This is a genomic window from Paenibacillus sp. J23TS9, assembly GCF_018403225.1.
Taxonomy (GTDB): domain Bacteria; phylum Bacillota; class Bacilli; order Paenibacillales; family Paenibacillaceae; genus Paenibacillus_AQ.
Genome location: NZ_BOSG01000006.1, coordinates 321,083 through 346,829 on the forward strand (window position 1 = coordinate 321,083; position 25,747 = coordinate 346,829).

Sequence of the window (25,747 nt, forward strand, 5' to 3'; positions counted from 1 at the left end):
CGCGATGAACTGATTCCTTCAGATTGAATTATCGTTTCCGTTATCGGAACGCAGCTGCCAGCAAAACTGAAACCACCCACAAAGCAAAATTAATGGGCTCTGCGGTTTATACGATCCACAAACAGAGGGTAACTTGTCTGGTCCTGAACATTTCGGACAACCAAATTTTTCAGATCGTATATTTCATCCCTTAATAGGTCTGAATTTGCACTCTTAGAGCTTCTGGTTAATTTCATGGCGCAACGCTCTAAAGCCTCATCCAGTACCGATTAGATTGTATGTCCCCCAAGTCTCGGTGCAAATGCTGTTCCGCGGCCGTGCAATCTCGCTAACTGCCATTCACTCCCGGAACAGCCTCGTACAATTCCATATGTCTCAGTTTTGACATGATTTTAGAATAAACCTATTGTTATCTTAAATCGAAAGACAAAGCTTCAAGCGTACATTCAATTTTTTAAACAAAACAGTAAGCGGCTTGATCATAGTAGTGATCAGCCACTTACTGCTGTTGTGTTGCCCATCCGAACTTCTGCAAATAAACAATGCGGTCCCTTTAGCTCCCAATACCGCCCTAAATAGAGGAGCGGACAATCTCCTGTTATTTAAAGGCTTTGTCAAACGCACTTTCGATTTTCTCGGCATCCTTGGAGACCGTAAACAAAATATATCGACCTTTGACCTTTAATACATGCTTTTCGACGAGGTAAAATTGCTCGGGACGGTAGTCTTTCAACTTGACCTCTTGAGCCTCGATTCTTTTCATGATTTTTTCCTTAACGCTTTCCGCTTGATTCTCTTGTTTCACTTTGATCACGGCCAGTTCATTTGCTTCCACGTTCGATTCTGCCGTATACAGCACAAAATCCTGAACTTCATCTGCATCGAGATGATACAGCTTCTTAAGCCTGTTCATATCCCCTTTTTCCATATCTTCCATAGAAGCCACTTGCTTGATGCGTTCCTCAATTTTATGGACAGGAACGTCCTTGGTGTCTTCGTTCTTGCCAGAACACCCGATCAAAATATCACATAAGATCATGACGGCAGACAGGACAAACAAGTATTTAATCTTCTTTCCAGTAAGCATCATTACTGACCTCCTTTTTGCATTATTCCACGGAATCCGCTAATGATTTAATTGATGGATCTTCCAAAAAAGTAGTAATATTATACAAAATCAACATGTCGTGGATTTGCCGATCTTCCGTAAGTTTCAGTACATCCCCCTCATAATATCTGAGGTCTATCACATCAATTTCGCTAAAATGCGATGTTAAAAAAGGGATCAAGCTGTTTGCATACGAATCTTTGACAATAAGCAGCCTTCTCCCTTCCGTATTGTCAGTTGTTATTCGGATCACGCCATGATTCCCATTGAAAAATACAGTGTATTTATCCTTCTTGGTGAGATTTACCATGACGTACATCGAATCCGCACTTTGCTGTTCGTCTACATAATCCACGGAAATGGTCCCCGGTGTTCTTGGATAATAAAGCTCAATAGAATCCGGCTGTAAGTGCCTAAACCCGCTTTTCGAATACAAAGATCCATAGAACTGACTGGTGACTTGACGAATGTTGAAATCATCTTCGTTCTTGGGTGTGAAACCCAGTGGCGCGCCCATTTCCCGATAGGCAAGGAAAGCACCTTTGGTCGTCCAGTGATGGTCTGTTTTGTAATAGATCGGTTGCTCCTTGTTCGCCTCTAGAGCGGGGGAAACATCGATACATCGAATGTCTCCGGGAAGAGAATCCTTTATCTTTTCCCAATAGACCATCTCATCACCACCGGAAGCATAAGGCGGCAATTTATCCTGAAGCACTGCAGCGGCCGTCGGCACCAACATCATATATTTACGTAGACCAGGCGTAGCCTTATCAAATGCTTGAACAGCTTTCACCTTGTCTTCCAAATCTCCTTTTTCGGGAGGAGAAAATTTTTGAATCAGGTACCCGTCCTTGCCGATGTAAACCCCATTGCTCTCTTTTTTTCCCATTCCTTGGTCCGCACCGGATTTTAGTCCAATCCAAAAGTCCCTCTCCATAAACTGATCCGATATATACGATTCGAATTCTGAAGTAAACTTGCCTGATCCTAATGTTTCAAGCGAGAATTTCGGGAGCTGCTGCAGCATTCGGTTCTCTGATTCGGAAAATACTTTACTCGGGGTCAGAAAGTTGATAACCAATACCGCTCCGGTAAACATCAGCAGTAAAATGGCGAGTGCGCGATAATATACCTGGTCGTACTTCTTCAAATCAATCACCTCCATTAAAAACGAAAGTATAAGAACGGATTATACGTTTCATTGACCAGGTAAGCTGTTGACGCCACCATAAAGATGAAGTAGATGGCGGAAGCGGCAATCGATCCAAATCGGGCGAACCTGGTTCTGATGTTGGTCAGCGCTTTACTGGGAAACGGCGTGGCACAAACCACCAAAATCAGCAGCAGCAGGGCGTTCGTCGACAGATCGTAGAGCGACCGGTTGTCCACGAACCCATTTGCTCCAGCGCCAAACATCGTTCCGATGAATGTCATGGCTGCAGGCAGATGTTCAAATTCAAAAAATACCCAGCCGATGATCACGATAATTAAGGTGTAGACATGGCTCATAAACGCTGGTAAACGCTGAAACCATTTCAAGAGAAATAGCTTTTCGATCGTGACAAAAAGACCGAAATATAAGCCCCAAATGATAAAATTCCAGCTCGCTCCATGCCACAATCCGGTTATAAACCATACAACCGCCAAGTTTCTCAACTGTTTCAGCATACCAACTCGGTTCCCACCGAGCGGGATGTAGATATACTCACGGAACCAGGCACCGAGCGAAATATGCCACCTCCGCCAAAATTCCGTAATACTCTTGGAAATATAAGGATAGTTGAAGTTCTCCATAAATTCGAATCCGATCATTTTACCTAACCCACGCGCCATATCCGAATACCCGCTAAAATCGAAGTAGATTTGAAACGTGAAGGCGACAATGCCGAGCCATGCGGAAAGAACCGACAGCTCCCCCGCAGGCACCGCTTTGACGCTTGCCCACAGCAAACCGATATTGTTGGCAAGCAGCACTTTTTTAGCAAGTCCTCTGATAAACAGTTCCGCCCCTTCGCCAAAACGGTCCAACGTCACTTTGCGGTTAACAAGCTGCCCCGCAATATCTGCGTATTTAACGATCGGTCCCGCTATAAGCTGCGGGAACATCGTCACGTAGGCGCCGAAGGAGATTAGGTTCTTCTGAACAGTCACCTTCCCCCGATAAACGTCGATTACATAAGACATCGTTTGGAACGTGTAGAAGGATATTCCCACCGGAAGCGGAAGATCTGCTGCCTGCAAGTGCAGGTTAAATAACGAATTAATATTGTCGAAGACGAAACCCGCGTATTTAAAGAAGCCCAGAATTCCCAGGCTTCCAATCATGGATATGATCAAAACTCCCCGTGCAATCGCCTTACGGTGCCTGTATTTTTCGATCAGGATCCCGTTCACATAGTCGAATACCGTCGAGAAGATCATGATGAAAATATAGACAGGCTCGCCCCATGCATAGAAGATCAGGCTTGCGACGAGCAGAATGGCATTTCTAATCCTCATGGGCGATATATAGTAGATCAGAATTGTGACCGGCAAAAAGAGAAATAGAAATATAAGGCTGCTAAAGACCAATCCCCGTCACCTCCAGTTCTTGACCTAGTTGCATGTTATTTCACCCGATCTTTGAGCAAATCCAGCATACGTGCATAAAACTCGGGTTTAAAATGAACGCCGTCCGAACTGTACAAATTTTGGCTGTCCGTAAATATGGAGGATAAATCGACAAATTCGACCTGCTTCTTGCTCGCCAGCTCTTTTAAGCCTTGGTTGTAATCATTGATATTTTTGTAGCGTTGTTCCACTTTTTCAGCTTCCGGCGTAACCGGAGTCACCGGTAAAATCGTTATGGATGCCTTCGGAAGTTTCTCCTTGATGCTGTCGATCAATTTGGCGTAAAACTTCAGCGAATACTGCTTGGGGTTGTCGGTTATTTGGGGCGGCAATAAGATATCATCGGATCCCAGCATGATAAATACATGCTGCGGATTCCGCTCTGCCAGCTTATCGACATCTCCACCCTCCAGAGATAGCTCGGTAGTCGTTCCCGCACCTGCCACTACATTGAAGTCGTCCAAGATGTCATGGTAGGATAGCGCCTCTGTAATCGAATCCCCCAGAAATACGCTGTGTTGAAAAATCGTTTTATAGGAAGTAGTGTTTGACTTCTCCAAGGGAGCCGTTTCATTGACTTCTGCCATAGGCGTCTCGCTTTGCGCATTTTGCCCATTCCCGCATGCTGCCAAGGCGAGTGCGATGCTGCCTAAAAATAGTGTTGAAATGACTTTTTTATACATGGGATCATTGTCCTCTCTTAATTTAAATTTAGGTACTCCTTTATGCCTTCCAGAATGGAAGCAGCTATTCGGCTTTGAACATCTTCTGTCAGCATTGCTTTCTCTTCCTGCGGATTCGTTAAATATCCCGTCTCGATCAAGACGGCCGGCATTTCCGTATCCTTTAGAACAAAATAATCTTGTTTCTTCGCTCCCCGGTCCCGAAAGCCGCTTGCCTGAACTACTTGTCGTTGCATGATATCGGCCAAGGATTGCGAATTCTCATGGTAATAGTACGTTTCCGTGCCCGACACGCCAGGGTCCTCGTACGTATTGCCGTGAATGGATATAAACAGATCCGCACCCAGATCATTGGCAAATTTCGGCCTTTCCCGATCCACCGAGGATATAAACCGGTCGTCCGTCCGGGTCATATACACCTGGATTCGCAGTTCTTGCTTCGCCAATTCCTCCACCTTGTGCGCCAGCTTCAGCGTAAAATCCTTTTCGAAACTTCCGCTGGCCCCTTTCGCCCCGCGGTCTTTTCCACCATGCCCTGGATCAATGACAATTTTATACGGCGTCCCCGGCTGATGAGGTGAATTACTGTTTCCGCTTAATAGGTCCATCATCCGATGGTTTATTTCGGTCTTGCTTCGGCTTCCTGCCCCATCCCCCGAATTGATGCTGTACAGCAAAACGATCAGCACCGCGGACAACAAGAATGCGACCGTCAGTACGGCTTTTCTCATTCTCTCTCTCCTCCTTACAATAAAGAGTGTAATCGCCCGAGATAAAGATAAAGTGCAGATTATATCAAATTGATTTATAGATTCAGGCAGCAATGATAGATAAAAAGAGCCGTCCAACCGAGATCCACATGGGCCCTCGTGACAGCTCTTTCTTCCAAAAAAATTGATCCTGTGCTGCGCAGCAATGGTCTTTCAGATTCCAGTCGTTCGATTCGATGGTCCCATCCCAAATCTTCATTCCTTCTTTTGCGATTTGATCGCGGGTCTTCTTTTCGTTTAACCCGGGGACCGAGCCGTAAGGTGGACGCACCAAATGTGGATTTTCGCTTTTCGCTGCAATTGGCTTCCTTGCATGAAAAAAGTGGCCTTGACGCCATGTTACCGTAACACGTCGAGAAATTTTGCAAGAAAAATGGCTTGCCGTCTGCGCCTCTTTGCTCTGTGCGTTCTTTCTCTCAGACCCCGACGAAGGTTTGGTCCTATTGTCATTTTCAATCCATCCCCCCTCTCTCAAATAGAAAGAATAACAGGGAAAGATGCAGAAGAAGTGCAGATGAAATCACCGCCATTTAAAAAAAGAGAAAGCGCAGAACCGAGGTCCGCGCTTTCTTCCGTATTCCTACGCTTTTTTATTCAATTGAAAATAAAACAAAACTCCATCGGAGGTATTGGTAACGCCGTAAGCCACCCCGTGCATCTCCAGAATCTTTTTGGAAATGGCGAGGCCTAGCCCGGTACCTCCCGATGACCGCTTTCTGGAAGGTTCGCCGCGATAAAATCGGTCCCAAATCTTCTCAAGTTGCTCTTCCGGGATGGAGGTTCCTTTATTTTCGATGCAAATTTTAACGGTGTCCTGATCTTCCGAGGTGGTTATGAGAATGGACTCCTGCTCCGGCGTATAACGAATCGCGTTGGTGAGGAAATTGACGACGACCTGCTCAATTCGCCGCTCATTCGCCACCACTTCAACAGGTTTCAGTGACGTATTAAGATGTAATTGCTTGGCCTTGATATCCGAAGCCAATTTTGCGCATACCCGTTCGATAACGGCGTCAATATAAAAGGAATCCATGTCCATTTTGTATGTTCCGGATTCATATTTTGCCAATTCCAGCATATCTACGATCAGCAGATCCATTCTTTTGACTTCGTCCTCCATTGCCTTAAAATAATAATCCCGTTTATGGCTTGCCACCCCGTCCTTCAGAATCGCAAGGCAGCTCTGAATGACACTTAACGGGGTTTTCAGCTCATGCGACACGCCGGATATAAATTCTTTTCGCGTATGTTCCAGCTGTTTTTCTTTCTCGATGTCCTGCTGAAGCCGAAGAATATGGGAGTGCAGCCGCTCGGAAAGCTCGTTAATGTTGCGCGATAAGTCGCCGATTTCATCCTTCGTTGTGATGGGGATTTTTTCCGAAAAATCGAGCACTACCATTTGCTTTGTCGTACGGCTGATGCGCAGCAGCGGCCGAGCGATCTGGCGGGAGTAATAAAACGATGCCAGCAGCACGAGAAGCAGAGTGACAATAATGATATACACATAGTAATCTTTGATCATCCCTGTGGCTTCATTGACCGGTTGAAGTGACGTCATCGCGAACAAGTATGCCGGATTACCGTCGCCATCTTGAATGCGGTCCACGAAAATTTTATAGTCCACGCGATTTTCCTCGACATCCATGGTCCGATTCGAATTCGCGGCAGGATCATAGTCGCCGTACAGCAGATCCGCTTGGAAAGCTTTGATACGGTCCAGAAATAAGTGATTCGTATAACGAGAAACTTCTGCGCCTTTCGGTATCCGGACTTTCGCAATGGTTCCTTTGACCAGAAATGTGGGATATTTTTCACGATATTGGATCGCGTTCGTTCGATTGAGGACCTCTCCCTCTTTGTTCACCATCTGCCGATTTTCCAGCCGGTTTTCCTCTCTCATATTGGATACGGTCATCCCCATCCGCTGGATAACCGGCTGATTGTTCATGATCAAGCCTTCAATTGCGATCCGTTCTCCTTCTTTAATCCAAGGAGTGAGGAACGGATTATCGCTGCTGAAGTCCTCTATGTTGATAACACTGTATAGAGGTACGGTCATCGTTTTATTGGAAAGCGCAGAATCATCCGAACGGTCCAGCTTGATCTCCATGAAGAAATCATCCGAATACTTCAAATTACCTTGGGCGTCCAAAGCCGTGATCCAGGTGTTATGCTTTTGATAAAAGTCTTGCTCCGACTTTGCTGTCTCCTGCGTGTTCGAGGCATGATTCAGGTAGTCTTGTTCATAAGCCTGAAGCGCCGCGTTGACGTCCTTCACTTTTTGATGAACATAAAACTGTTTGAAAAATACGGTTTGCAAGGTAAAAATAACAGCAAGGATGAACAAGCATAACCCCGTCGTTAATAGGAACAGCTTAAGAACAATGCCTTTTTTCATAACTTCTCCTCGAACTTATAACCAGATCGAACGATCGTGACAATACGCTTGGCATGTTCCCCCAGCTTGGAACGCAAATTGCGGATATGGCTGTTAACGGTCCGATCGTCGCCGACGATATCATACCCCCAGATTTTTGTAATCAGCTGTTCTCTGGTTATAATAATTCCTTTGTTTTTCATCAGATAAGCCAAAATTTCAAATTCGGTATGGGTCAAACTACAGTTATCCCCATCAACCAAAACCGTTCGGGATGGGAAATGGATTGAAATACCGCCGCAAGACAATGTATCTTCCTCTTGTTCCCGAATCCGCTTTGTTTCCAACAGCCGTTTCGCCCGTGCCAGCAGGATTGGAGGACTGTACGGTTTGGTTATATAGTCGTCGGCACCTAGTTCAAAACCCAGCAAAGTATCGTCTTCATCCGAACGGGCCGTCAACATGATAATCGGAACATTCGAAATCTTTCGGATGCGTTTGCAGACAGACCATCCGTCCAATTCAGGGAGCATGATATCCAGTATGATCAGATCCACCTCATGCTCTTGAAATAACGCCAGAGCATTTTTCCCGTCCCCCGCCTCAAGCACCTCATATCCTTCTTCCAGCAAATAATCTTTCATGATTTCCCGTAAAATAGGCTCATCTTCTACAATCAGTATGGTTCTTGACATAGGACAACCTCTCAACTTTTTTTCTAGAACCCAGAGCGTAAAACTCATAGAACTACCGATTTACACTATATTTGAAATTTGAATTTTTGAAACTTATCCTCAGCATGGATCTACTGTAGAATCTCCAACGAGGACTGTATGTATGATGCTACAAAGGTTATCCTATGGAGATAAAGATTATATGCAGATGAGATGCAGATCAATTAAAAAAAGAGTAGAACATACGTTCTATGATCGGGAAGCGGCGGAAACCTTAGAGTTCAGAACATAGTGATGGCTTCTTTTAGAAAAGAGGACTGACTAATCCGCAATTTGATATGTACGTTGATTCCGTCTCTACGAATTTTGATACCGCCAACTCTCGTATGAAGCATCCTTTTCTTTTGTTGGGTTGAATCTTACGCTCATTTAATTACTTGGGTTAAGCTAACAAATATAGCCCGAACTCAAGAAGCTTCGGGCAGTTTGGCTTTTCAAACAGGTAAATGTGGCCTTTAAACACTACTCCCTCACCAACAAAGCCACACTCTCCACATGAACGGTATGCGGGAACATATCCACCGGCGTCACTTCCACCGTCCGGTACCCGCCATCCTCCAGCACGCGCAAATCCCGCGCCAACGTAGATGGATTACAGCTCACATATACCACACGCTCCGGCTTCATCTCCAGAATCGTCTCCAGCAGCTTCGGATCGCAGCCCTTGCGCGGCGGGTCGACGACGATGACGTCCGCTTCGATGCCATGCTCTTTCCAGGCAGGGATGACATCCTCGGATGCCCCGACTTCGAACGTAACGTTATTCATTCCGTTCAGTTCCGCGTTACGGCGTGCATCTTCAATGGCTTCCGGAACGATTTCAACACCGTACACTTTGCCAGCATGCTGGGCCAAGAAAAGCGAAATCGTACCAATACCACAGTACGCATCGATAACCTTCTCTTTCCCGGTCAACTGCGCATACTCAACCGTCTTCCCGTACAGTACCTCGGTTTGTGCCGGGTTCACTTGATAAAACGAACGTGCTGAAATAGCGAATTTCACATCGCCGATATAGTCATAAATGACTTCTTGTCCCCAAAGGACACAGGTAGTATCGCCGAAGATGACGTTCGTCTGCTTCGTGTTCACGTTCTGGCAGATGCTGACGACCGACGGCAGCTGGGCCTGGATCTCTTGGATCCACTCATCCGCGTGTGGGATCTTGTTACCGTTGGTGACAAGGACGATCATCATCTCGCCGGTACGGAAGGCGACCTTCACGACGACGTGGCGCAGCAGCCCTTGGCCGCTTTCCTCGTCGTACGCGGTAATGCCGAACTTACGCCCGATGGCCTTCACGCGGGCAACGACCTCATCGTTGCTCTCATGCTGGATAAGGCAGGCTTCCATGTCGATGATGCGGTGGCTGCCGCGGGCGTAGAAGCCGCCGACCAGGCCGCCTTCGGTGACGCCCATCGGCACCTGCGCCTTATTGCGGTAGCGCCACGGCTCGTTCATGCCCGCTGTGGCATGAACCTGAATGCCTTCGCTTCCAGGCACGGTACCCGCTGTAGCCATAACCTCCGCATCCACATGCTCACTATCGATAGAAGCAGCACCGTCACGACGCACCACCGGCTCCCCGCTCACCTGCAGCTTCCCGATGCGCACCAGGTTGTCCACGACAAGCTGACGCTTCCAGGCCAACTGTGCCTTATAGTCCATATGCTGCAGCTGGCAGCCGCCGCATTGGTCATAGATCGGGCATGGTGCAGCGATGCGGTCGGGGCTGGCTTGGACCAGCTCCAGCAGCTTGGCATAGCCATACTGCTTCTTGGTCTTCAGCACCTTCACGCGCACCTTCTCGCCGGGAAGGGCTCCGGCCACGAACAGGGTATATCTTTCTGCGCGTCCTACACCTTCCCCGTCATGATTCATCCCGATAATATCGATTACGGCCTCGTCGTTCTTCGCCACCGGCAGTCCGGTGATTGGCGCAGGGGTGCTGCGGCGGCCGGAGTTCCTGCGGCTTTGTCGCTTATTCATGCTGCTCATGTCACTTCTTTCCTCATATATTTCAAGTATTTCGCGGTCTCTGCTCTTCTCGCTGAATTCCACGCTTCAACTTCGTTTCAATCTATACAGAACCCTATGAGCCCTAATTCCAAAGCTCTCCAAGGTCAATTTTAAAATCGTTGATTTATAACAGATAATCTCATATGATCCCACTTATCTGCCTCTCAGAACATTTTACTTTTGACATCTTTCATGCAGTACTCACATCGCCATCCTGCGAAAGAGGTCATTTCACGCAAATTTACGTAGTTTCATTCCGAAACACGTCGTTTCTTACCTGCTTCATCTCTCAAGGGAATTAGGTCCCCTTTACACAAAATCAACTCTTCCAGATACCTTCTCACGCTGGAGCCATGTCTGCATCCATCCTATTATACCAGACATCGCCCCAACGCAAAAAAAGATCAAGATGCCCCGCTCTCCCACCCTTGATTTCCGATGAACAGCGTCTGGACATCTTAACCTACGTGAACTTCTGGTATGTACCGGTTAACGGCCGCGTGGGCCGTCTTCCAAATTGCAACACACTTATACTCACATCTACCTCATCGAAACTGCCATCCACCTACGCAAAAATCCGCAAATGCTGATGCAGTACCGAAAACTGGCCCGGAAGCGATCCGCCCAGTTCGCCGTCGAGGTTGAGCAGCACTTTGCCTGGAGATGTGACTTCCATGGAGCTCGTGCGGAAGGATATGACCTTCTTGTCGTTCATATGCTCCCCGCGCAGCGCAAGTGTAACGACCCGTACGAACTCCGCCAGGTTGCATTTCTTGAGGGCAATCACGTCGAGCAGACCGTCGTCGATCCGTGCTCCCGGTGCCAGCTTCTCGAAGCCGCCGACCGAGTTCGTGTTGGTGATCAGAAAGAGCATGAACTCGTCATGGATCGTCTCCTGTCCTTCGGCGTTGATGATCAGCTCCTGCGGTGACAGGCTGACCATTTTCTCGACACCTTTAATATAGTAAGCCAATTGGCCGATCATCGTCTTCAGGCGGCTTGGCACATCATAGGTAAGCTCCGTTAATGTTCCTCCACCCGCAATGTTGATGAAATAACGGTCATTTGCTTTCCCCACATCGATCGGACGGGTCTGCTGCCGGATCACCAGATCGCAGTAGTCCTCCCAATTCCTTGGAATGCCGAGTCCACGGGCAAAATCATTCGTGGTTCCCAGCGGGAACACGCCGAGCGGAGGCACATTTTCCTTGCCTGCCATCCCGTTCACGACCTCATACAAGGTGCCGTCGCCGCCAGCGGCGATAATCATATCGTATCCGCGCTCCACCGCATCCGCGGCGGACGCGGTTGCATCGCCTTCACCTGTTGTTGCATGACAGGAGGCTTCGATGCCGCCTTGGTCGAGCCTCTGGAGAATGTCCGGCAGACGCCGTCTCATTTCCTCTCGGCCTGAGCTGGGATTATAAATCAATCTTGCTCTTTTCATTTACCATACGCCACCTATTTTAGGATTTGCACATGACCATAGAATCACCAAAGGTATCTTATCTGTAGTCCATTCTATAATCTTTACCGCTAATTTTCTGCATAAAATAATTCACGGCATAAAGCCGTCAAACGAATTTACACAAAATCCGCTTCCGTTGAATCAAAAAAACTCCCGTACAGAAAAATATAACTTATTATTCCACTTTTAACCAGTCTTGAATCTGCTCATCGAGCCATACAGTCAGCAGCGGATGCGGCAGCAGCGCTTTACCGGAATATAGGTAGCTCAGGCCTTCGAGGCGCTTCGGAATCACTTCCCGGATAAAATATCCCTCACTCAAAAAGAGCGGAGCTGCAATAACCTGCATCCCGCGTTCCTTCTGCCAATATTGCACTTTGGTTCGCACGCTGTCCGGCCGCAGCAGCGCAACATCGGTCGCGGCCAGTCCGCTGATCTCACGCACCTGCTCCGCAAGACGCGCCAGTCCCTGCTCCCAGCGCTGCCGGAAGCCTTCATGGCTGCTGCCATGTCCGATCAGGACAAGCGCCTCCTGCCCTGGATTCTGAGATACAGCCTTCGCCTTGTCCCAGATCATTTCCGCCACATAGGGCCCATGCTCAATCGGCGAACCATAATGAATTCTCGCATGGACACGAAATGGCGCCAGATCGCTCTCAAAGGACGGAGCATCAATGACGCCAAGCGCATACGCGATTTCATTCACATGTGTGCTCCCCGAAGATACGAACAGCGGAATAACCAGGATGTCTGTGACGCCCTGGCTCTCAAGCAGGTTGAGGCCATCCTGAATCAGCCGCCCTTCTACAATTTCCAAGAACGAAGCCGCCACAGGGAAGTTTCCCCGCAGCGGCAGCTGATTGATGGCATGATCGACCAGATCGACCCAAGCTTGTTCCCTTGAGCCGTGACTGATGACGAGTACGCCCTGTTTGCGCATCTTATCGTCCAAGACGCTCTAATGTCATTTTATACCCATCGTTGCCATAATTCAAACAGCGCTTCACACGGGAAATGGTCGCCGTGCTTGCTCCTGTTTCAGCCTCGATTTGGTTGTACGTATTGCCTTTACCAAGCATGCGCGCAACCTCCAGGCGCTGGGACAGCGACTGGATTTCATTCACGGTGCACAGGTCATCGAAAAACACGTAGCATTCTTCAATGTTTTTGAGCGTCAAAATTGCCTCGAATAATTGGTCAATACTTTTATCATTAAGTTTCTTCAGTTGCACTGAATCATCATCCCCTACTATTACTATGTAATTTCATTGTACCCGAGCGAGTATAGACTTTTCAAGCATTAACGAATTCACGCACTACAGAGTCACAAGATCAGACTGCCATAGAGCCCCCTGGCATCGCCCCTCAGACATATCCTTAATCTCGCATTTTAGCTAATATTAGTCATTTAAAAGGCATACCAATAGCGGCTCTCTGCATGTTGATCTGTAGAGCCGAAGCGGTTAGTTCTCTCTTGGTCTCTGTCCGGTAACCATCTGAATATCGAATGCTGCAAAATCCTGCTGAATATCATCGCCGCCTTGAAAACGCTTTAATTATACCTCAGCAACGCAGTAATGTATAGATTTGGAACAGTAATTTTACAATGCAGCTTACTCTGGAGCGTCTACAGAGTTACTTCCAGACCGCCTCTTTCGCCCTTCCTATCCCCTCAAACTGAAGCGATGAAGCATATCCTTAAGGTCAGCAAACTCCACTTCAGCAAAAAAGAACCCCGGCGCTCCCGGGTCCATAACCTGTATGAAGTTCTTCTTACCGCATGCTCTGGGTATTCGCCCGATTCCGCTCCTATCCCTGTCTACCGGGCATTCGTCCATACCTTATGTTTGCCCATGACATACAGTATAGTAAAACAACCCAAAAAGGAAAGTGATACCATGCCTGAGCATTACTATCACCGCAAGCCTCAAAACGATCAGCGCTCGCTGAACGGCGGTCCTTTTTCCCCTTACCCATCCTATTCACCCTATCCGGGTATCCCTTATAACGACTTCGCCGGCCCCGGTACGGGGATGGTTCCGTTCCAGGGTGCCGAAGCTTTGGCAGGTGCAGAAGCATTAACAGGGGCCGAAGCTTTGACCGGAACGGCAGAGCTCGTAACTGCTGCAGCCGCGCCGGCAGCCGCAGCAGCCAAAACCGGCTTCTCCCTCGCCAACATCGGCGAGCTGAAGGGGATAATCGACCGGCTGGGCGGCATTGACGGCATCGTCAACAATATCGGGAAAGTGCAGAAGGTCATGACCGGCGTTCAGCAGGTCGCACCGATGTTCAAGCTCTTCTTCGGCAAAGGCAAAACCAACAGTGCTTCCAGCGGAGATTCCCGTAGACGCAGACGTCGGAAGAGAAAAAACACAAACAAGAAATCCTCTTCCAGCAAACGTAAAAACACCGCTTCCCGTTCCGGAAAGTCGAAACCATCCTCCGGCAAAAAGCGGCGCTAACCAGACACATAAGATCCATCTTTGAGATTGTAACAGCATGAAATCCTTGTCCAAAGTTCGCTTCCGAATCCGATGCTATCAGCTTTGACGACTGGTCTGAAAGCCTGTAAGATATCCGTCTTAAATGCAGGGGGCGTCATGCCCCCTTTCTATCATCTCACATCTCTCGCCAAAACAGTTCCGGATTGGCGATATTCTCGTTTTTATATTCACATACGATCTCTTTCAGCCCGATTGGGGTGTCAAAATCAATGGCAAGCCAAGGATTCATGTCCGGCGGACCAAAACTAACCTTCAGATTCTTGGACGTAGTATCAAAAACCATGCTTCTGAGCGTCCCCATCCCGCTTGAATAATAATGGCAGCAAGGACCATACGGGTAAGGGGTGGACAGCAGTGCTTTAACCTTCTCCTCATGAATGCAGGGTGCATCCCGCAATAGCGAATTCCAGACGGATGAATAACGGATTTCGGAATTCCAAAAATGATGTTCATCAAATTCCTTCATTTCATGGCTCACATAATGATTGGTCGCTACCAAGAACCCGCCAACCGGCTTCCGCACGGACATTCTTTTTTGATTGGGCGAAAAGCTTGCCACCTCGAACAAAGATACCTGATGCGCAGCGTCTGCAACCATAATATTTACATTAGTACATAACGGAATTTCTTCCAGTAAACACTGAGCTTCGTATACATCCTTGCAGCGGTCCAACAGAGCGCGAATTGCAACCCAGAATTCACAACCATTTCCTCCAAGCGGTTTCAAATAAGCCGTGCTGGACATGGAAACGACGAGCCCATATTCATTCATCCCATCCATTCGTCCCGCATTCTGCAGGGAGAATCCCATATGTTTGGGTTTTCCGGTTACCCGGGTAACGCATAGGCTCCTTTCGTCCTTCACGAAATATTCATAACTCCTTCCAACATATAAATGCCCGTCACTCGTATTCTCCGGAAGGACTGCAAATTGGCAGCAATGGGGTGATTGATGATATGAGTTGGCGTAACATATGATTTTTTCCGCTTCAAAGTTTAATTCATCTGCAAACCCTTGGATTTCATCCGTAAAGCCGGGGCATATGCTATCGATCATCATCATTTTTTTATGGGCCTGTGCCGCAGATATATAGTTCTGCCCCTCCATTGGACTGATAAAATAGGCGATGTCATCCGGATAATGTTCTTTTAATGTGACCGCCCGCTGCTTTCCCACCTCATAATGACTTCCTTCCGTCACATGGATATCAAAAATCATCGGTTCTTTTTGAACAAGCGTCTCCATACATCCCAACCTTTCCGATATTTGCTGGCCTCTTTAACGTTTTTTCTCCTTCCCGCCGCAAGCTTATCATTATAAAAAAATTAGGTCTAATGGAGAATCCGTCATCCTCATCCCAATAATAGATATATAAAAAAAGCCGCGACATGCGGCTTTGAATGAATGTATCAGCTTCATTGATTAGCTATAGCAGACCCTTCAACCGTCTACAGGTAAATCTTACTTGAACCAGCCCCGCTTAAGGAACCACAGCACCATACCGCCGCCCAGCACGAACATCAGCAGCATGACAGCCGGATAACCGAATTTCCAGGCCAGCTCCGGCATATTGGTGAAGTTCATCCCGTAAATGCCTGCGATCAGCGTCAGCGGCATGAATACGGTCGTAATGACCGTGAGCGTCTTCATGATCGAATTCATCCGGTTGGAATTCAGCGAAATATAGCTGTCCCGCAGATCCGCCGTCATTTCACGGTCCGCCTCAATCATGTCGGTCAGCTTCAGCAGATGGTCATAAATATCTCCAAAATACACTTTATGCTCGTTATTGCTTTGGACATGCTGGGAGTTGACGATCCGGTACATCAAGTCCCGCATCGGCACCACGGTGCGGCGCAGCTTCAGCAGGCGTCCCCGCAGATCGAATACCTGGTTCATCAGGTCCTCGACGGATTCCGTGCTCCCCCGGTTCTCCAGCTCTGCCAGCTCATCCTCGATGCTGAATACGCTGGGAAAATATTTGTCTACGAGCTTATCCATCACGTTATAAGCGCAGGAGACCGGTCCACGCGACCAGATTTTACGGTCATGGGCATGCTGGATAATCTCGGTCCACGCCTCATCCACTTCCTGCAGCTCTTTACTGTGAAAGGACACGATGAGGTTTTGCCCCAGGAACAGATCCACTTCCTCCACATGCAGGCTATCCGGGTCGAGCGCATGCAGCACGAAGAACTGCAGATCATCATAATAATCAAGCTTCGGACGCTGCAGCACATGCAGACAGTCCTCCACCGCCAGTGGATGAAAATGAAAATATGTAGTCAGAAGCGCCGATTCCTTCGGCGTTGGTGCATTGAAGTCCACCCACATCCAGGCGTAATCCTCCGGCTGAATCTTCTCCAGCGGAATTCCGGTCACGACCTCATGCGAGCGGGTTATAGCCAGCGTACGTATCATCGGTATTTGCGGACCCCTTTCACCTGAAGACTTTGCATGAATTTAAATTGCAAAATCCCGACCTTCTTAGGTACCCTCTATTGTACATTATCAGCAGTCTGGTCATGAAATCATCCATTTTCCAGCATACAAAAAAGCCAACCGATTCGATTGGCCTCCACTCTATTCCTATTGTTTTGTCTAAAATAGTATTTTAAAAATAATACCTGCCAGTATGGCGGAGATCGGAATCGTAATAAACCATGTAATGACGATTCGTCCAGCCAGCGACCATTTCACTTCGGAAAAACGCTTCGCGCTGCCTACACCGAGTATTGCGGAGGTTACCGCATGGGTTGTACTGACGGGCAGATGCAGCAAAGTTGCGCCGAAGATGACGGAAGCAGAGGTAAAATCAGCCGCAAAACCGTGAATTGGTTCGATTTTGAAAATTTTCGTACCCATCGTCTTGATAATCTTCCAGCCGCCAATGGAAGTGCCGAGCGCCATCGAGGTCGCTGCCGCAATTTTAACCCAAAGCGGTACTTCAAGACTATCCAGATGTCCGGAAGTGACGAGAGCAAAGGTGATAATCCCCATGGCCTTTTGCGCGTCGTTCGTACCATGTGTAAAAGACTGTGCTGCAGCCGTAAGGATCTGCATGGTGCGGAAGCCTTTGTTGACGGTATGCGGACTCTTCTTCGCAAAAATCCATTTGAGGATCGTCATAATAATATAACCGATGACAAATGCAATAAGCGGAGACAGCAAAAGTCCTTCCACGATTTCAATGAACCCGCTCCATTTGAGGTGATCCGAACCGGCTCCAACAAACACCGCACCGGCCAAAGCACCGATCAGCGCATGCGAGGAGGAGGACGGAATGCCCAGCCACCAGGTCGCCAGATTCCAGATAATCGCAGCAAGCAATGTGGCGGTAACCACTTCCAGGCCGTTATCTAGCGTTGTCGGATCCGTAACGCTGCCACCGATTTTCTTCGCAACGCCCGTGAAGAGAATGGCGCCGAGGAAATTCATGAATGCTGCCAGTATGATCGCCGTACGCGGCTTGAGCGCACGAGTCGATACCGAGGTTGCAATCGCATTGGCCGTATCATGGAAACCGTTAATGAAGTCAAACGCCAGCGCAAGGAAGATAACAATGCCTATAACGAAAAATGATGATGTATCCATGTTTTAGTAGACCCCTTACGAGTTGCTCATAATGATCGATTCCAGCATATTGGCCACATCTTCACATGCGTCTGTGGTTGTTTCCAGCCGTTCGTAAATCTCTTTGCGCTTGATCAGCTCGATCGGATCTTTCACTTTCGCAAACAGCTCTTTAATGCAGATGCGGAGCAATTCGTCGCCCTGATTCTCCAGATCGTTTAACCGGATCGTATATTCACGGATCGCCAGAAGCTTTTTCTGGGATAACAGGTGAATAGCTTTTTGAATCTCGTAAGCCGATTGCCGCAAAATTTCCGCAAACTGTACGATATAATCGTCAGGATCCGGCAAATGATACATATCGAAGCGGGAAGCACAAGCCTCCAGCCCGTCCATTACATCATCCAACGTGGTCGTCAAATCCATGATATCGTCGCGTTCGATCGGCGTGATAAACGTTTTGTTGAGTTCCGTAATAATGGTGTGTGTAAATTCGTCACACTGCGACTCAAACTTTTTCATTTCATTGGCAAAAAGAAGTACATCCTGGAGATTGTTTACATGCTGAGCGAAATAATCGGCAGCTTGTACAATCGTATCGGCCATATTCTCCAAAGTTTGGAAAAATATGTCCTTTTTCTTCAATTTCATACGATAACCCCTTTACTTAAAATTGCCGTGAACGCGCGAAAAACAGAAAAATGACAACCCTAGTTATTTTATCAATCCGTGACACACTTTGTAAAGATAAGCACCTTTCTATTTTAACGGAATGTAAAGGCCATTTCAGGATTTCTTACTTATAATTACCCATTCATACGCAAAATTATCCAAGGCTTGGATGTTTGATTCCCAGCATTTTCATAATTCATCTAAGCTCTCCGCCTTACGACTGATGAATTTCGACATGGCTGTCGAAGGTTGGCGCATTCGGTACAATATTGAAATACGTGGTACCCGGGAACAGCGGCACTTCCTGTCCGTCCTTCATGAAGCGGATGACATCTCCCTTGGTACGCACCCATTGCCCCTTAATGACCTTTCCCCGTTGCAGCAAAATAGCCTCTCCACCCGAACCGACGTTTACGGCAAGGCGGCCCACATCATCCAGCGTCTTATGATCCGCTCCCAAAATAATCACATTCGCAGCGGTGAGCTGCTGCCCCGTATTCAGGTCAATATGCGGCTTGCCGTTAATGGAGCGCAGATATACTTTGCTGGCCTCATGATACTGGTAGGACACCTTGTAGCTTTTGAGCAGGAATGTGATATCCACACCCGAAGCGTTGCCGCCCTCTGGAATGTCGTCCTCAGCACGGAACTTATAGGAAGGTATGTTTACATCCTTTTTGTATCCATGCTTGTCAGCACCCTCACGGAGCTTGTCTGCACTCGAATACAGGTTATGCGGTGCCTTGCGCGACTTGTCTCTCCAAAAGTATGCCCCTGCGTTGCCGATTTCATCGAGATCTTCCTTATGCTGCTTCTGCAAAATCGCATAGGCATCATTGCTGCCGCCCGCATGCACCAGGACGCCGCCATAGCTTTCGCCGATATCGATCAGATAAGGACGGATGCTGCGGATCGGCCCGATGGTCTCTTCGGTTCCCTTGCTCTGGAAAATACCGATCAAACGCGTAATGCCGCCTTCAGCCAGCACTTCATATACGATATCCGCCTGGGTGAGTCCGGACTGCGGGCGCGCAGCCGGTGCATTGTTAATCATGATGGACAACGGACGTGTCGTTACAGGCTGATCCACAGGCAGTCCGGTCAACGGCGCTGTGTAAGCTGTCTGCGGTTCTCCTGATGAAATCGGATCTTCCTGCGCCGGCTCATCCGGAGGCGTCTGCTCCTCCACGACTTGCGCTTTCGGCGGATCTGCCTTGGGCTGTCCGCAGGATACGAGTATTGACCCCAATAATGTAAAGCAGATCAAGCTGCTCCCCAGCTTGAACCCCCATCCTTTTCTTAAGCTGTTACTCTTCTTCATATATTACATTTCCCCCTTAACGGTTCTCCCTGCTCCTTATGTCCACTGCTCCTCTGATCTGTCATCCCTTTTCGCTTCCTTTTGTTCCCATTTAAGCATAAAAGGCCGGGTTTGTCTTTGCTAACCATATAGAATGTATAAGATAATTTTAAATTTAATCTAAAATTGTGATTTAAATCACATATCATGTGAATTAATTCACATATAATAAAGACATGAAAGAGATGATCATCTTCCAACAAAAAACAAGAAGCTTACAACAAGAAAAAGCATCTACTGCAAAGCTTCCTAAAAACAATAAAAAACTTGAGGAGTGGATTGTAATGTTCAACAACTGGCTGAGAAATAACAAAGTGGCAATGTGGTTACTGACGGTGGTCCGGATCTACCTTGGATATACCTGGATCAAAGGCGGCATCGAAAAATTAACGGGAGGATTCGATGCAGGAGGCTTCCTGCAAGGAGCTATCGCCAAGGCTAGCGGAGATCATCCGGCAGTTCAAGGCTGGTGGGCTGCATTCCTGGAGCATGGCGCACTGCCTGGAGTGAAATTGTTCAACGTTGTTATCCCGCTCGGTGAAACGCTGGTCGGATTGGGACTCATCCTGGGTACCTTCACTACCTTCGCAGCCCTGATGGGTATGGTGATGAACTTCGCCTTCCTCTTCTCGGGTACGGTAAGCACCAACGCACAAATGGTAGTGCTTGAAATCTTCATCGTCGTCGCTGCCGCGAATGCCGGACGCATCGGATTGGATCACTGGGTAATGCCTTATGTACGCAGCCTCTTCCACAAGAAAGTCCAAGATCATGCTCCAGCACCTGCTCCAAAAGGCGGCATGACGAAAACCAAAGGCGCTGCATAAATAAACAACCAGGAACATCGATCATAGCGCATCAAAAAGAGCCGGGCTGGTATTTCCAGTCCGGCTCTACTCATGTTATCATTCATATTCTTCTTGATCAGGAGCCGAACATCCAGCAGTTCAGGCTGAGGTTACCATACTGGTAAGCCTGAAAGAGGCGCTTGGCTTTGCGGTCATCATCCGCCGCACCCATCGCATAAAAGAGCGGGGTGAAATGCTCCACTCCATAAGAAGGCACCGCCTGGCGGGCATATGGAGCTTTTTTGTCATAATCAAACAACTCATGAACCTTCCAGCTTTCCAGCTGCTTGGCGATCCATTCATCGAACTCTACGGCCCATGTATCCGGTTCACCCGACTGGCTGATCATGCGCAGGTTATGCACAAGTCCGCCGCTGCCGATCACCAGCACATTTTGCTGACGAAGCTCCTTCAGCATCGCGCCGATCGCATACTGTTCTGCGGGGGAACGTCTGGAATCCACAGATAGCTCTACAACCGGAATGTTGGCGTCAGGGTACATTTTCTGCAAAATCACCCAAGCTCCATGGTCTAGCCCCCGGCCGAGAACCGGTTGGTACGACAGATTGCCAGCATCGAACAGCTGCCCAATCTGCTGGGTAAGCGATGCAGAGCCCGGAGCCGGATACCGCAGTTCGTACATGGCTTCGGGAAAACCGTAGAAGTCATGCATCGTACCGTGGGATTCATCCACGCTGACGGACTGGTCAGGACTATCCCAATGCGCCGAAAAAACGGCAATGGCCTCCGGAGTAGGAAGCTCCCGTCCCAGGTTTTCCAGAAAACGCGTGTATCCGTTATCTTCCAGGGCGAGCATAGGTGAACCGTGCGCTACAAATAAAGATGGTAATGTCATCGATGTCAACCTCCACACGCCAGTATAAGTTGCTACTTATATTTTACCGTGTATGAAGAGATAATTCCAATCTCTGTATCACTGCTGGCTGTATTTATTTCAAGTATGGTATAGTTATGCGCATTTTTCTGCCGTTAGATCATCCAGTGCTGCCAATCCTGCTGCAGCGTCTTCTGCTCGTTTAACCATTCTTTGGTCCGGTGAATCAGCTGCCCGCAGTGCGGACCTGAAGAATAGGTGTGATTCCCCTGGAAAATAATCTCTTTGTCGCAGCGGCCCTCGGACCGCATCCAGAACACCTTTTGGTACAGAAAAGCGTAATCGACCGGAATGGTATCATCCGAGGTGCCATGAACGACAAGTACATTGCCAGTGAACTTGATGGCCTCCTGAAACGGCTGATATGTTCCGAGCGAATCAAAAAATGCAGGTGCCAATTCGAATCCAAGATAATCGGAGCTGCCCGTCTTGACCGCGTGATCGTACACCTCACGTCCGGTGATTTTCACGATATCGCTCAGCGGATACCCTACCGCCGACCACAATACCAGATTCTTCACCCTGCGGTCACGTACGGCAGTCAGAATGGCCACGGCACCGCCGAGACTATGCCCGATCAGCGTCACCTGGGATGGATCAACATTTCCGCAATCAAGGGCATAATCAAGCACAGACCGGGTCTGGGCAATCATGGATTCCAGCCCTTCCTTACCGTAATCGCCGGTGCTTTCGCCGCAACCAGCATAATCGAAGCGCAGCACCATGTTCCCTTCCCCTGCCAGTTCCCTGGCAGTCTTCACGAACAAACGGTCCACGCCAACCCGGCTTCCGACGAAGCCATGGCAGATGACAACCAGCGGAGCACGCTCCCCGCAGCGTCCGTCCTTGCCTTCCTGCTGCGCTGGATAATGCAGGCTCGCGGTCAGTTCCTCCTGGCCATGTCGGATCATGATCTGTCTTTCCATGACTCCACTCCCCTTTACATGTTAGATACATTCATATTTTCTATATATTATATAATTCCGATAAGTTTAATGAGATATAAGTTTGAAGTCCATATTATCACCGCAGGTTTGCGTGTGTCAATCCTAATCCGTATGGCTTTTTTGTAAAATGATAAGGTTTGGTATGGAATGGGCAATCGTGGCAGAAACTATGGGTCAGACCTGCTATAGAAAGGGACTTGGATATGTGGCAGCAATGGATCTCTCATATACGCGAACATCCCCTCTCCTGGGTGCTCGCTGCCTGCGTTATATTAGCCATTATCTATGTGGCTCTCAACTATGAAAAACTTTTTTATCAGGAATGAACTATTCAGGACTTACCGGGCCTTGAATTCGGCTGTTCCTGTTCCTATACTTGTTGTATACGGAGGAACGGATATGACAACAAGACAAATGATACAAGAGAACAACCGTCTGCGGGAGCAGATGACGCCGGCAAACCGGGATTTTTATGAGGATATCGTCGTTTACGTGCGCGACAGCCGGGTAGACCGGCCGCAGGGCGAACAGCGTCTGCTTGAACTGGCGAAGGACGTGCTGGACGCGCAAAAGAAAGGCCAATCTGCCTCGAAGCTGCTCGGTGGGGATGCAGAAAGCTATGCCCGCTCAGTCGTTGAATCGCTGCCGTCCGTTAAGCCTATCGAAGGAACCGCCTATTACATCATGATCGCCTGGACCGCTCTGACCATTCTGTTCCTGGTGGAGGCCGTAATCGGTTATGGGGCGCAGCTTGCAGGTTACAGCGGTAGTCCGCTGAACCGCATCAGCCTGCTGGCCATCATTCTGATCGCTGTTGGCTCCATTGTGATCATGGAAGTCCTCATGAAGTCGCTGAGCAAACCGCAGGAAAACGAGAATAAGAAGCCGGGAATCAACCTGAAAGCCATCGGCATCTACCTGATTGTGATGGTCGTTGTGATGGTGATTGGTTTTTCACTGCGCAGCATGCTGCCCGTATTTACGGTACCGCCTGGGCTTAGCCTGGTTCTGTGCATTATTGGCATTCTTGGGATCCGGTTTATCTTTTTACGAAAATCCAGATAGGAAACGCTTGGGTAAAAACATCTTTGTACTGCACAACGCATGCGTTTGTTGCTGACAAAGATGTTTTTTTGCGTGAAGGGTGAATTCTTGAAATATTTCCAAGTTTCTTTCAAATGTTTACAAGTCCGAAACAAACGGACACCCTGGCGAAACAACATGTGGGTAATATGTGATTAACGAAACCTTGGAGGTGCTTTTTCAATGAAATTATCAAAATCCGCAGTCACAGCCGCTGCCCTCATAGCCGCAATCAGTTTACAAGCAGGTGCCGGAGCGATTCATGCCGCCGGAACAACCGCTGCTCCCAAAGTCATCTCGGCTTCATCAGCAGCTTCCGCCAAAACGGCGCATCAGAACGCAGTCTACAACCATATGATGAGCTTGCTCAAATCCCCATCCAAGCAAGCTGAAGCCGTAAGTTATATGGAAAAGAATATCTATCAAGTGTCGCCTTGGCAGGGTTCCATGATGGTGCTGAAGCTCGAAAACGCTGAAAAAGCGAATCTCGACGCCTGGAACAATAAGTTTTTCAAGGACAGCATTCAGAGCAAACTGATGAAGCTTATGAAATCCGGAGATGACATGACATCCCTAATCAACAAAACCAGCGACAAAAGTCTGAAAAGCTTGCTCAAGGGCGCCCGCGATAGCGGCTACATGCTGCAAACATCCGAAGGCTCGTTCTATCTGGTACTGGATTATCCACGTTTCCAAAAGGTACGCTCCTATGTCTCTACCGACATCAAGAGCTACATTGATATCATGACAACGGAAACCAAAGCTCCGTTTGCCAATGACGGCGCCTTGTCCATCGGATGGACGGAAGTGACGAAGCGAGCATTGTCGCAGGAAGCCTTCGTGAATTCCTTCCCGCATTCCAACCGTACAGCCCAAGTGAAGTCGCTGTATACCATGTACCTGAGCATTTCGATGTCCGGTCTCAATAACACACCGTTGTTTGACTATGACACCAAAAAAGCCGATGCCAAGGCCAAAGCGGCCCTGCAGGCTGCTGTCAGCAAAGGGGATCCTTCCAAAAGCGTTTACCTGAAAAAGCTGAAAGGTTTCCTCGACGTGCTGGAGAAAAACAATGACATCCTGACACCCGAAGTCGATAAATACAGAAAAGCTGCTTCCGGCATGTAATAACGCCTATTAGACCGGCCGTAGTAATCGCAATAAGGTCTCTGCCCCTCTCTGCTTCTAAACGGAGCGGGCAGGGGCTTTTTTTATGCGGGTAAGGTAGATCACATTCAAAAACGAGCTGCAAAATTTGGTATGAAAGCCTGAGTTTGAAAGCATTGTTTACGGTTAAAGTATGGGGGAAGGGGAGTTTTGCAGCATGAGAAAAATAAGCATCATTGTATTAGGACTGATCCTGCTCATTGGAGCTGCGGGCTGCTCGTCCAAGGAAGCGGAGAGCGTCAGCAACTCCGATCAAGTCAGTACCAATAACGGTACGGATACCGGCACTGGTACTAATACGGATAGTGAAAATAATACCAATACCAATACCTCTACTACTGCTCCAACACCTGCGAAGGAAACGAATCCAGCTGAACAAGCAGCTGCCGATTTGCAAAAGGCCACATTTAAGGTAACTCCGCAGGAAGCTCTCGACCTCGCTGCCACCAAAGGCAAAGGAGATGTCACCAAACTGGAGCTGGAGCTGGAAAATCAGGTATATGCCTACAAAGTCGAAATGATGACCGATACGCAAAAGACCAAAATAGGTATCCATGCAGACGACAAGAGCATCCTCGAAAATAAATCCGAACCGCTGGATAAAAGCAAGGTTAAAATCGACCGGCAGCAATCCAAAATCGACCTGACAGGAATCATCGATGAGAAGAAAGCCATGGAGATCGCCACCCAAAAAGTGAACGGAACCGTTTCCGAATGGAAAATCGAAAGAAAAAACGGTCCAACGTACTATGAGGTTGACGTACACAATGCCAGTAAAGAACATGAAATCAAGATTGATGCCAAAACCGGTAAAATCCTCAGTCTTGGCGAGGATGATTAAACCGGATTTAGGGCTACGGGTATGACCTGCAAGTTTACCACAGGAAGGCTTCCGACAAGCTGTCGGAGGTCTTCTTTTTTTGTTTTT

23 protein-coding genes are annotated in these 25,747 nt (G+C 48.2%); 5 read left to right on the plus strand and 18 right to left on the minus strand.

Annotated elements, in window-relative coordinates:
• Positions 1-598: 598 nt before the first annotated feature.
• The 11 genes from KJS65_RS27185 to KJS65_RS27235 all read right to left on the minus strand — a co-directional run bounded on the left by KJS65_RS27185 (position 599) and on the right by KJS65_RS27235 (position 13,001).
• Complete coding sequence (locus KJS65_RS27185; protein ID WP_213652947.1) at positions 599-1,090, minus strand: DUF4358 domain-containing protein; 492 nt, start codon at positions 1,088-1,090, stop codon at positions 599-601.
• A gap of 19 nt (positions 1,091-1,109) precedes the next feature.
• Entirely contained in the window at positions 1,110-2,267 is a 1,158-nt protein-coding gene (locus KJS65_RS27190) for a DHHW family protein (RefSeq protein WP_306432996.1), read from the minus strand.
• Positions 2,268-2,272: 5 nt separating this feature from the next.
• Positions 2,273-3,679, minus strand: coding sequence for an MBOAT family O-acyltransferase (locus KJS65_RS27195; RefSeq protein WP_213652949.1), 1,407 nt, complete (start codon positions 3,677-3,679; stop codon positions 2,273-2,275).
• A gap of 35 nt (positions 3,680-3,714) precedes the next feature.
• Entirely contained in the window at positions 3,715-4,401 is a 687-nt protein-coding gene (locus KJS65_RS27200; RefSeq protein WP_213652950.1) for a GDSL-type esterase/lipase family protein, read from the minus strand.
• Between the two features lie 17 nt (positions 4,402-4,418).
• The gene (locus KJS65_RS27205) at positions 4,419-5,132 is read right to left on the minus strand and encodes an N-acetylmuramoyl-L-alanine amidase family protein (RefSeq protein WP_213652951.1); all 714 of its coding nucleotides are present in this window, start codon (positions 5,130-5,132) and stop codon (positions 4,419-4,421) included.
• 619 nt (positions 5,133-5,751) lie between these two features.
• Complete coding sequence (locus tag KJS65_RS27210) at positions 5,752-7,569, minus strand: sensor histidine kinase (protein ID WP_213652952.1); 1,818 nt, start codon at positions 7,567-7,569, stop codon at positions 5,752-5,754.
• Positions 7,566-8,243, minus strand: coding sequence for a response regulator transcription factor (locus KJS65_RS27215; RefSeq protein ID WP_213652953.1), 678 nt, complete (start codon positions 8,241-8,243; stop codon positions 7,566-7,568). The genes KJS65_RS27210 and KJS65_RS27215 overlap by 4 nt, the downstream gene beginning before the upstream one ends.
• Positions 8,244-8,744: 501 nt before the next feature.
• Positions 8,745-10,271: a 23S rRNA (uracil(1939)-C(5))-methyltransferase RlmD gene (gene rlmD, locus KJS65_RS27220; RefSeq protein ID WP_213652954.1), complete on the minus strand. Its 1,527-nt coding sequence runs from the start codon at positions 10,269-10,271 to the stop codon at positions 8,745-8,747.
• A gap of 595 nt (positions 10,272-10,866) precedes the next feature.
• Complete coding sequence (locus KJS65_RS27225) at positions 10,867-11,748, minus strand: diacylglycerol kinase (RefSeq protein WP_136608795.1); 882 nt, start codon at positions 11,746-11,748, stop codon at positions 10,867-10,869.
• A 196-nt stretch (positions 11,749-11,944) separates the two neighbouring features.
• Complete coding sequence (locus KJS65_RS27230; RefSeq protein ID WP_213652955.1) at positions 11,945-12,709, minus strand: sirohydrochlorin chelatase; 765 nt, start codon at positions 12,707-12,709, stop codon at positions 11,945-11,947.
• Between the two features lies 1 nt (position 12,710).
• Positions 12,711-13,001 (minus strand): YerC/YecD family TrpR-related protein, encoded by a 291-nt coding sequence (locus KJS65_RS27235; protein WP_213652956.1) that lies wholly within the window; start codon positions 12,999-13,001, stop codon positions 12,711-12,713.
• A 666-nt stretch (positions 13,002-13,667) separates the two neighbouring features.
• On the opposite strand from KJS65_RS27235, the gene KJS65_RS27240 reads away from it, so the two are divergent.
• Positions 13,668-14,231, plus strand: coding sequence for a hypothetical protein (locus KJS65_RS27240; protein ID WP_213652957.1), 564 nt, complete (start codon positions 13,668-13,670; stop codon positions 14,229-14,231).
• A gap of 157 nt (positions 14,232-14,388) precedes the next feature.
• Here KJS65_RS27240 and KJS65_RS27245 read toward each other — a convergent pair whose 3' ends face one another.
• From KJS65_RS27245 to KJS65_RS27265, 5 genes are all read right to left on the minus strand, one after another.
• On the minus strand, positions 14,389-15,519 hold the full coding sequence (locus tag KJS65_RS27245) for a C45 family autoproteolytic acyltransferase/hydrolase (protein ID WP_213652958.1): 1,131 nt from the start codon (positions 15,517-15,519) through the stop codon (positions 14,389-14,391).
• Positions 15,520-15,735: 216 nt separating this feature from the next.
• Positions 15,736-16,695, minus strand: a complete 960-nt coding sequence (gene corA, locus KJS65_RS27250; protein ID WP_213652959.1) for a magnesium/cobalt transporter CorA — start codon at positions 16,693-16,695, stop codon at positions 15,736-15,738.
• A gap of 180 nt (positions 16,696-16,875) precedes the next feature.
• Entirely contained in the window at positions 16,876-17,868 is a 993-nt protein-coding gene (locus KJS65_RS27255) for an inorganic phosphate transporter (RefSeq protein WP_136608799.1), read from the minus strand.
• A gap of 15 nt (positions 17,869-17,883) precedes the next feature.
• On the minus strand, positions 17,884-18,498 hold the full coding sequence (locus KJS65_RS27260) for a DUF47 domain-containing protein (protein ID WP_136608800.1): 615 nt from the start codon (positions 18,496-18,498) through the stop codon (positions 17,884-17,886).
• Between the two features lie 235 nt (positions 18,499-18,733).
• Positions 18,734-19,840, minus strand: coding sequence for a DUF3048 domain-containing protein (locus KJS65_RS27265; RefSeq protein WP_213652960.1), 1,107 nt, complete (start codon positions 19,838-19,840; stop codon positions 18,734-18,736).
• Between the two features lie 323 nt (positions 19,841-20,163).
• Between KJS65_RS27265 and KJS65_RS27270 the strand changes: the two genes are divergently transcribed.
• Positions 20,164-20,706 carry a DoxX family protein gene (locus KJS65_RS27270; RefSeq protein WP_213652961.1) on the plus strand — a complete coding sequence of 181 codons (543 nt, stop codon included), beginning with the start codon at positions 20,164-20,166 and terminating at the stop codon, positions 20,704-20,706.
• Between the two features lie 97 nt (positions 20,707-20,803).
• Here the strand turns inward: KJS65_RS27270 and KJS65_RS27275 are convergent, their stop codons facing one another.
• The gene (locus tag KJS65_RS27275) at positions 20,804-21,583 is read right to left on the minus strand and encodes a DODA-type extradiol aromatic ring-opening family dioxygenase (RefSeq protein WP_213652962.1); all 780 of its coding nucleotides are present in this window, start codon (positions 21,581-21,583) and stop codon (positions 20,804-20,806) included.
• 134 nt (positions 21,584-21,717) lie between these two features.
• Positions 21,718-22,548: an alpha/beta hydrolase family protein gene (locus tag KJS65_RS27280; RefSeq protein ID WP_213652963.1), complete on the minus strand. Its 831-nt coding sequence runs from the start codon at positions 22,546-22,548 to the stop codon at positions 21,718-21,720.
• A 420-nt stretch (positions 22,549-22,968) separates the two neighbouring features.
• Between KJS65_RS27280 and KJS65_RS27285 the strand changes: the two genes are divergently transcribed.
• The 3 genes from KJS65_RS27285 to KJS65_RS27295 all read left to right on the plus strand — a co-directional run bounded on the left by KJS65_RS27285 (position 22,969) and on the right by KJS65_RS27295 (position 25,660).
• The gene (locus KJS65_RS27285; RefSeq protein ID WP_213652964.1) at positions 22,969-23,634 is read left to right on the plus strand and encodes a DUF1129 family protein; all 666 of its coding nucleotides are present in this window, start codon (positions 22,969-22,971) and stop codon (positions 23,632-23,634) included.
• A 201-nt stretch (positions 23,635-23,835) separates the two neighbouring features.
• Positions 23,836-24,780 (plus strand): hypothetical protein, encoded by a 945-nt coding sequence (locus tag KJS65_RS27290; RefSeq protein ID WP_213652965.1) that lies wholly within the window; start codon positions 23,836-23,838, stop codon positions 24,778-24,780.
• 196 nt (positions 24,781-24,976) lie between these two features.
• Positions 24,977-25,660, plus strand: coding sequence for a PepSY domain-containing protein (locus KJS65_RS27295; RefSeq protein WP_213652966.1), 684 nt, complete (start codon positions 24,977-24,979; stop codon positions 25,658-25,660).
• Positions 25,661-25,747 lie beyond the last annotated feature (87 nt).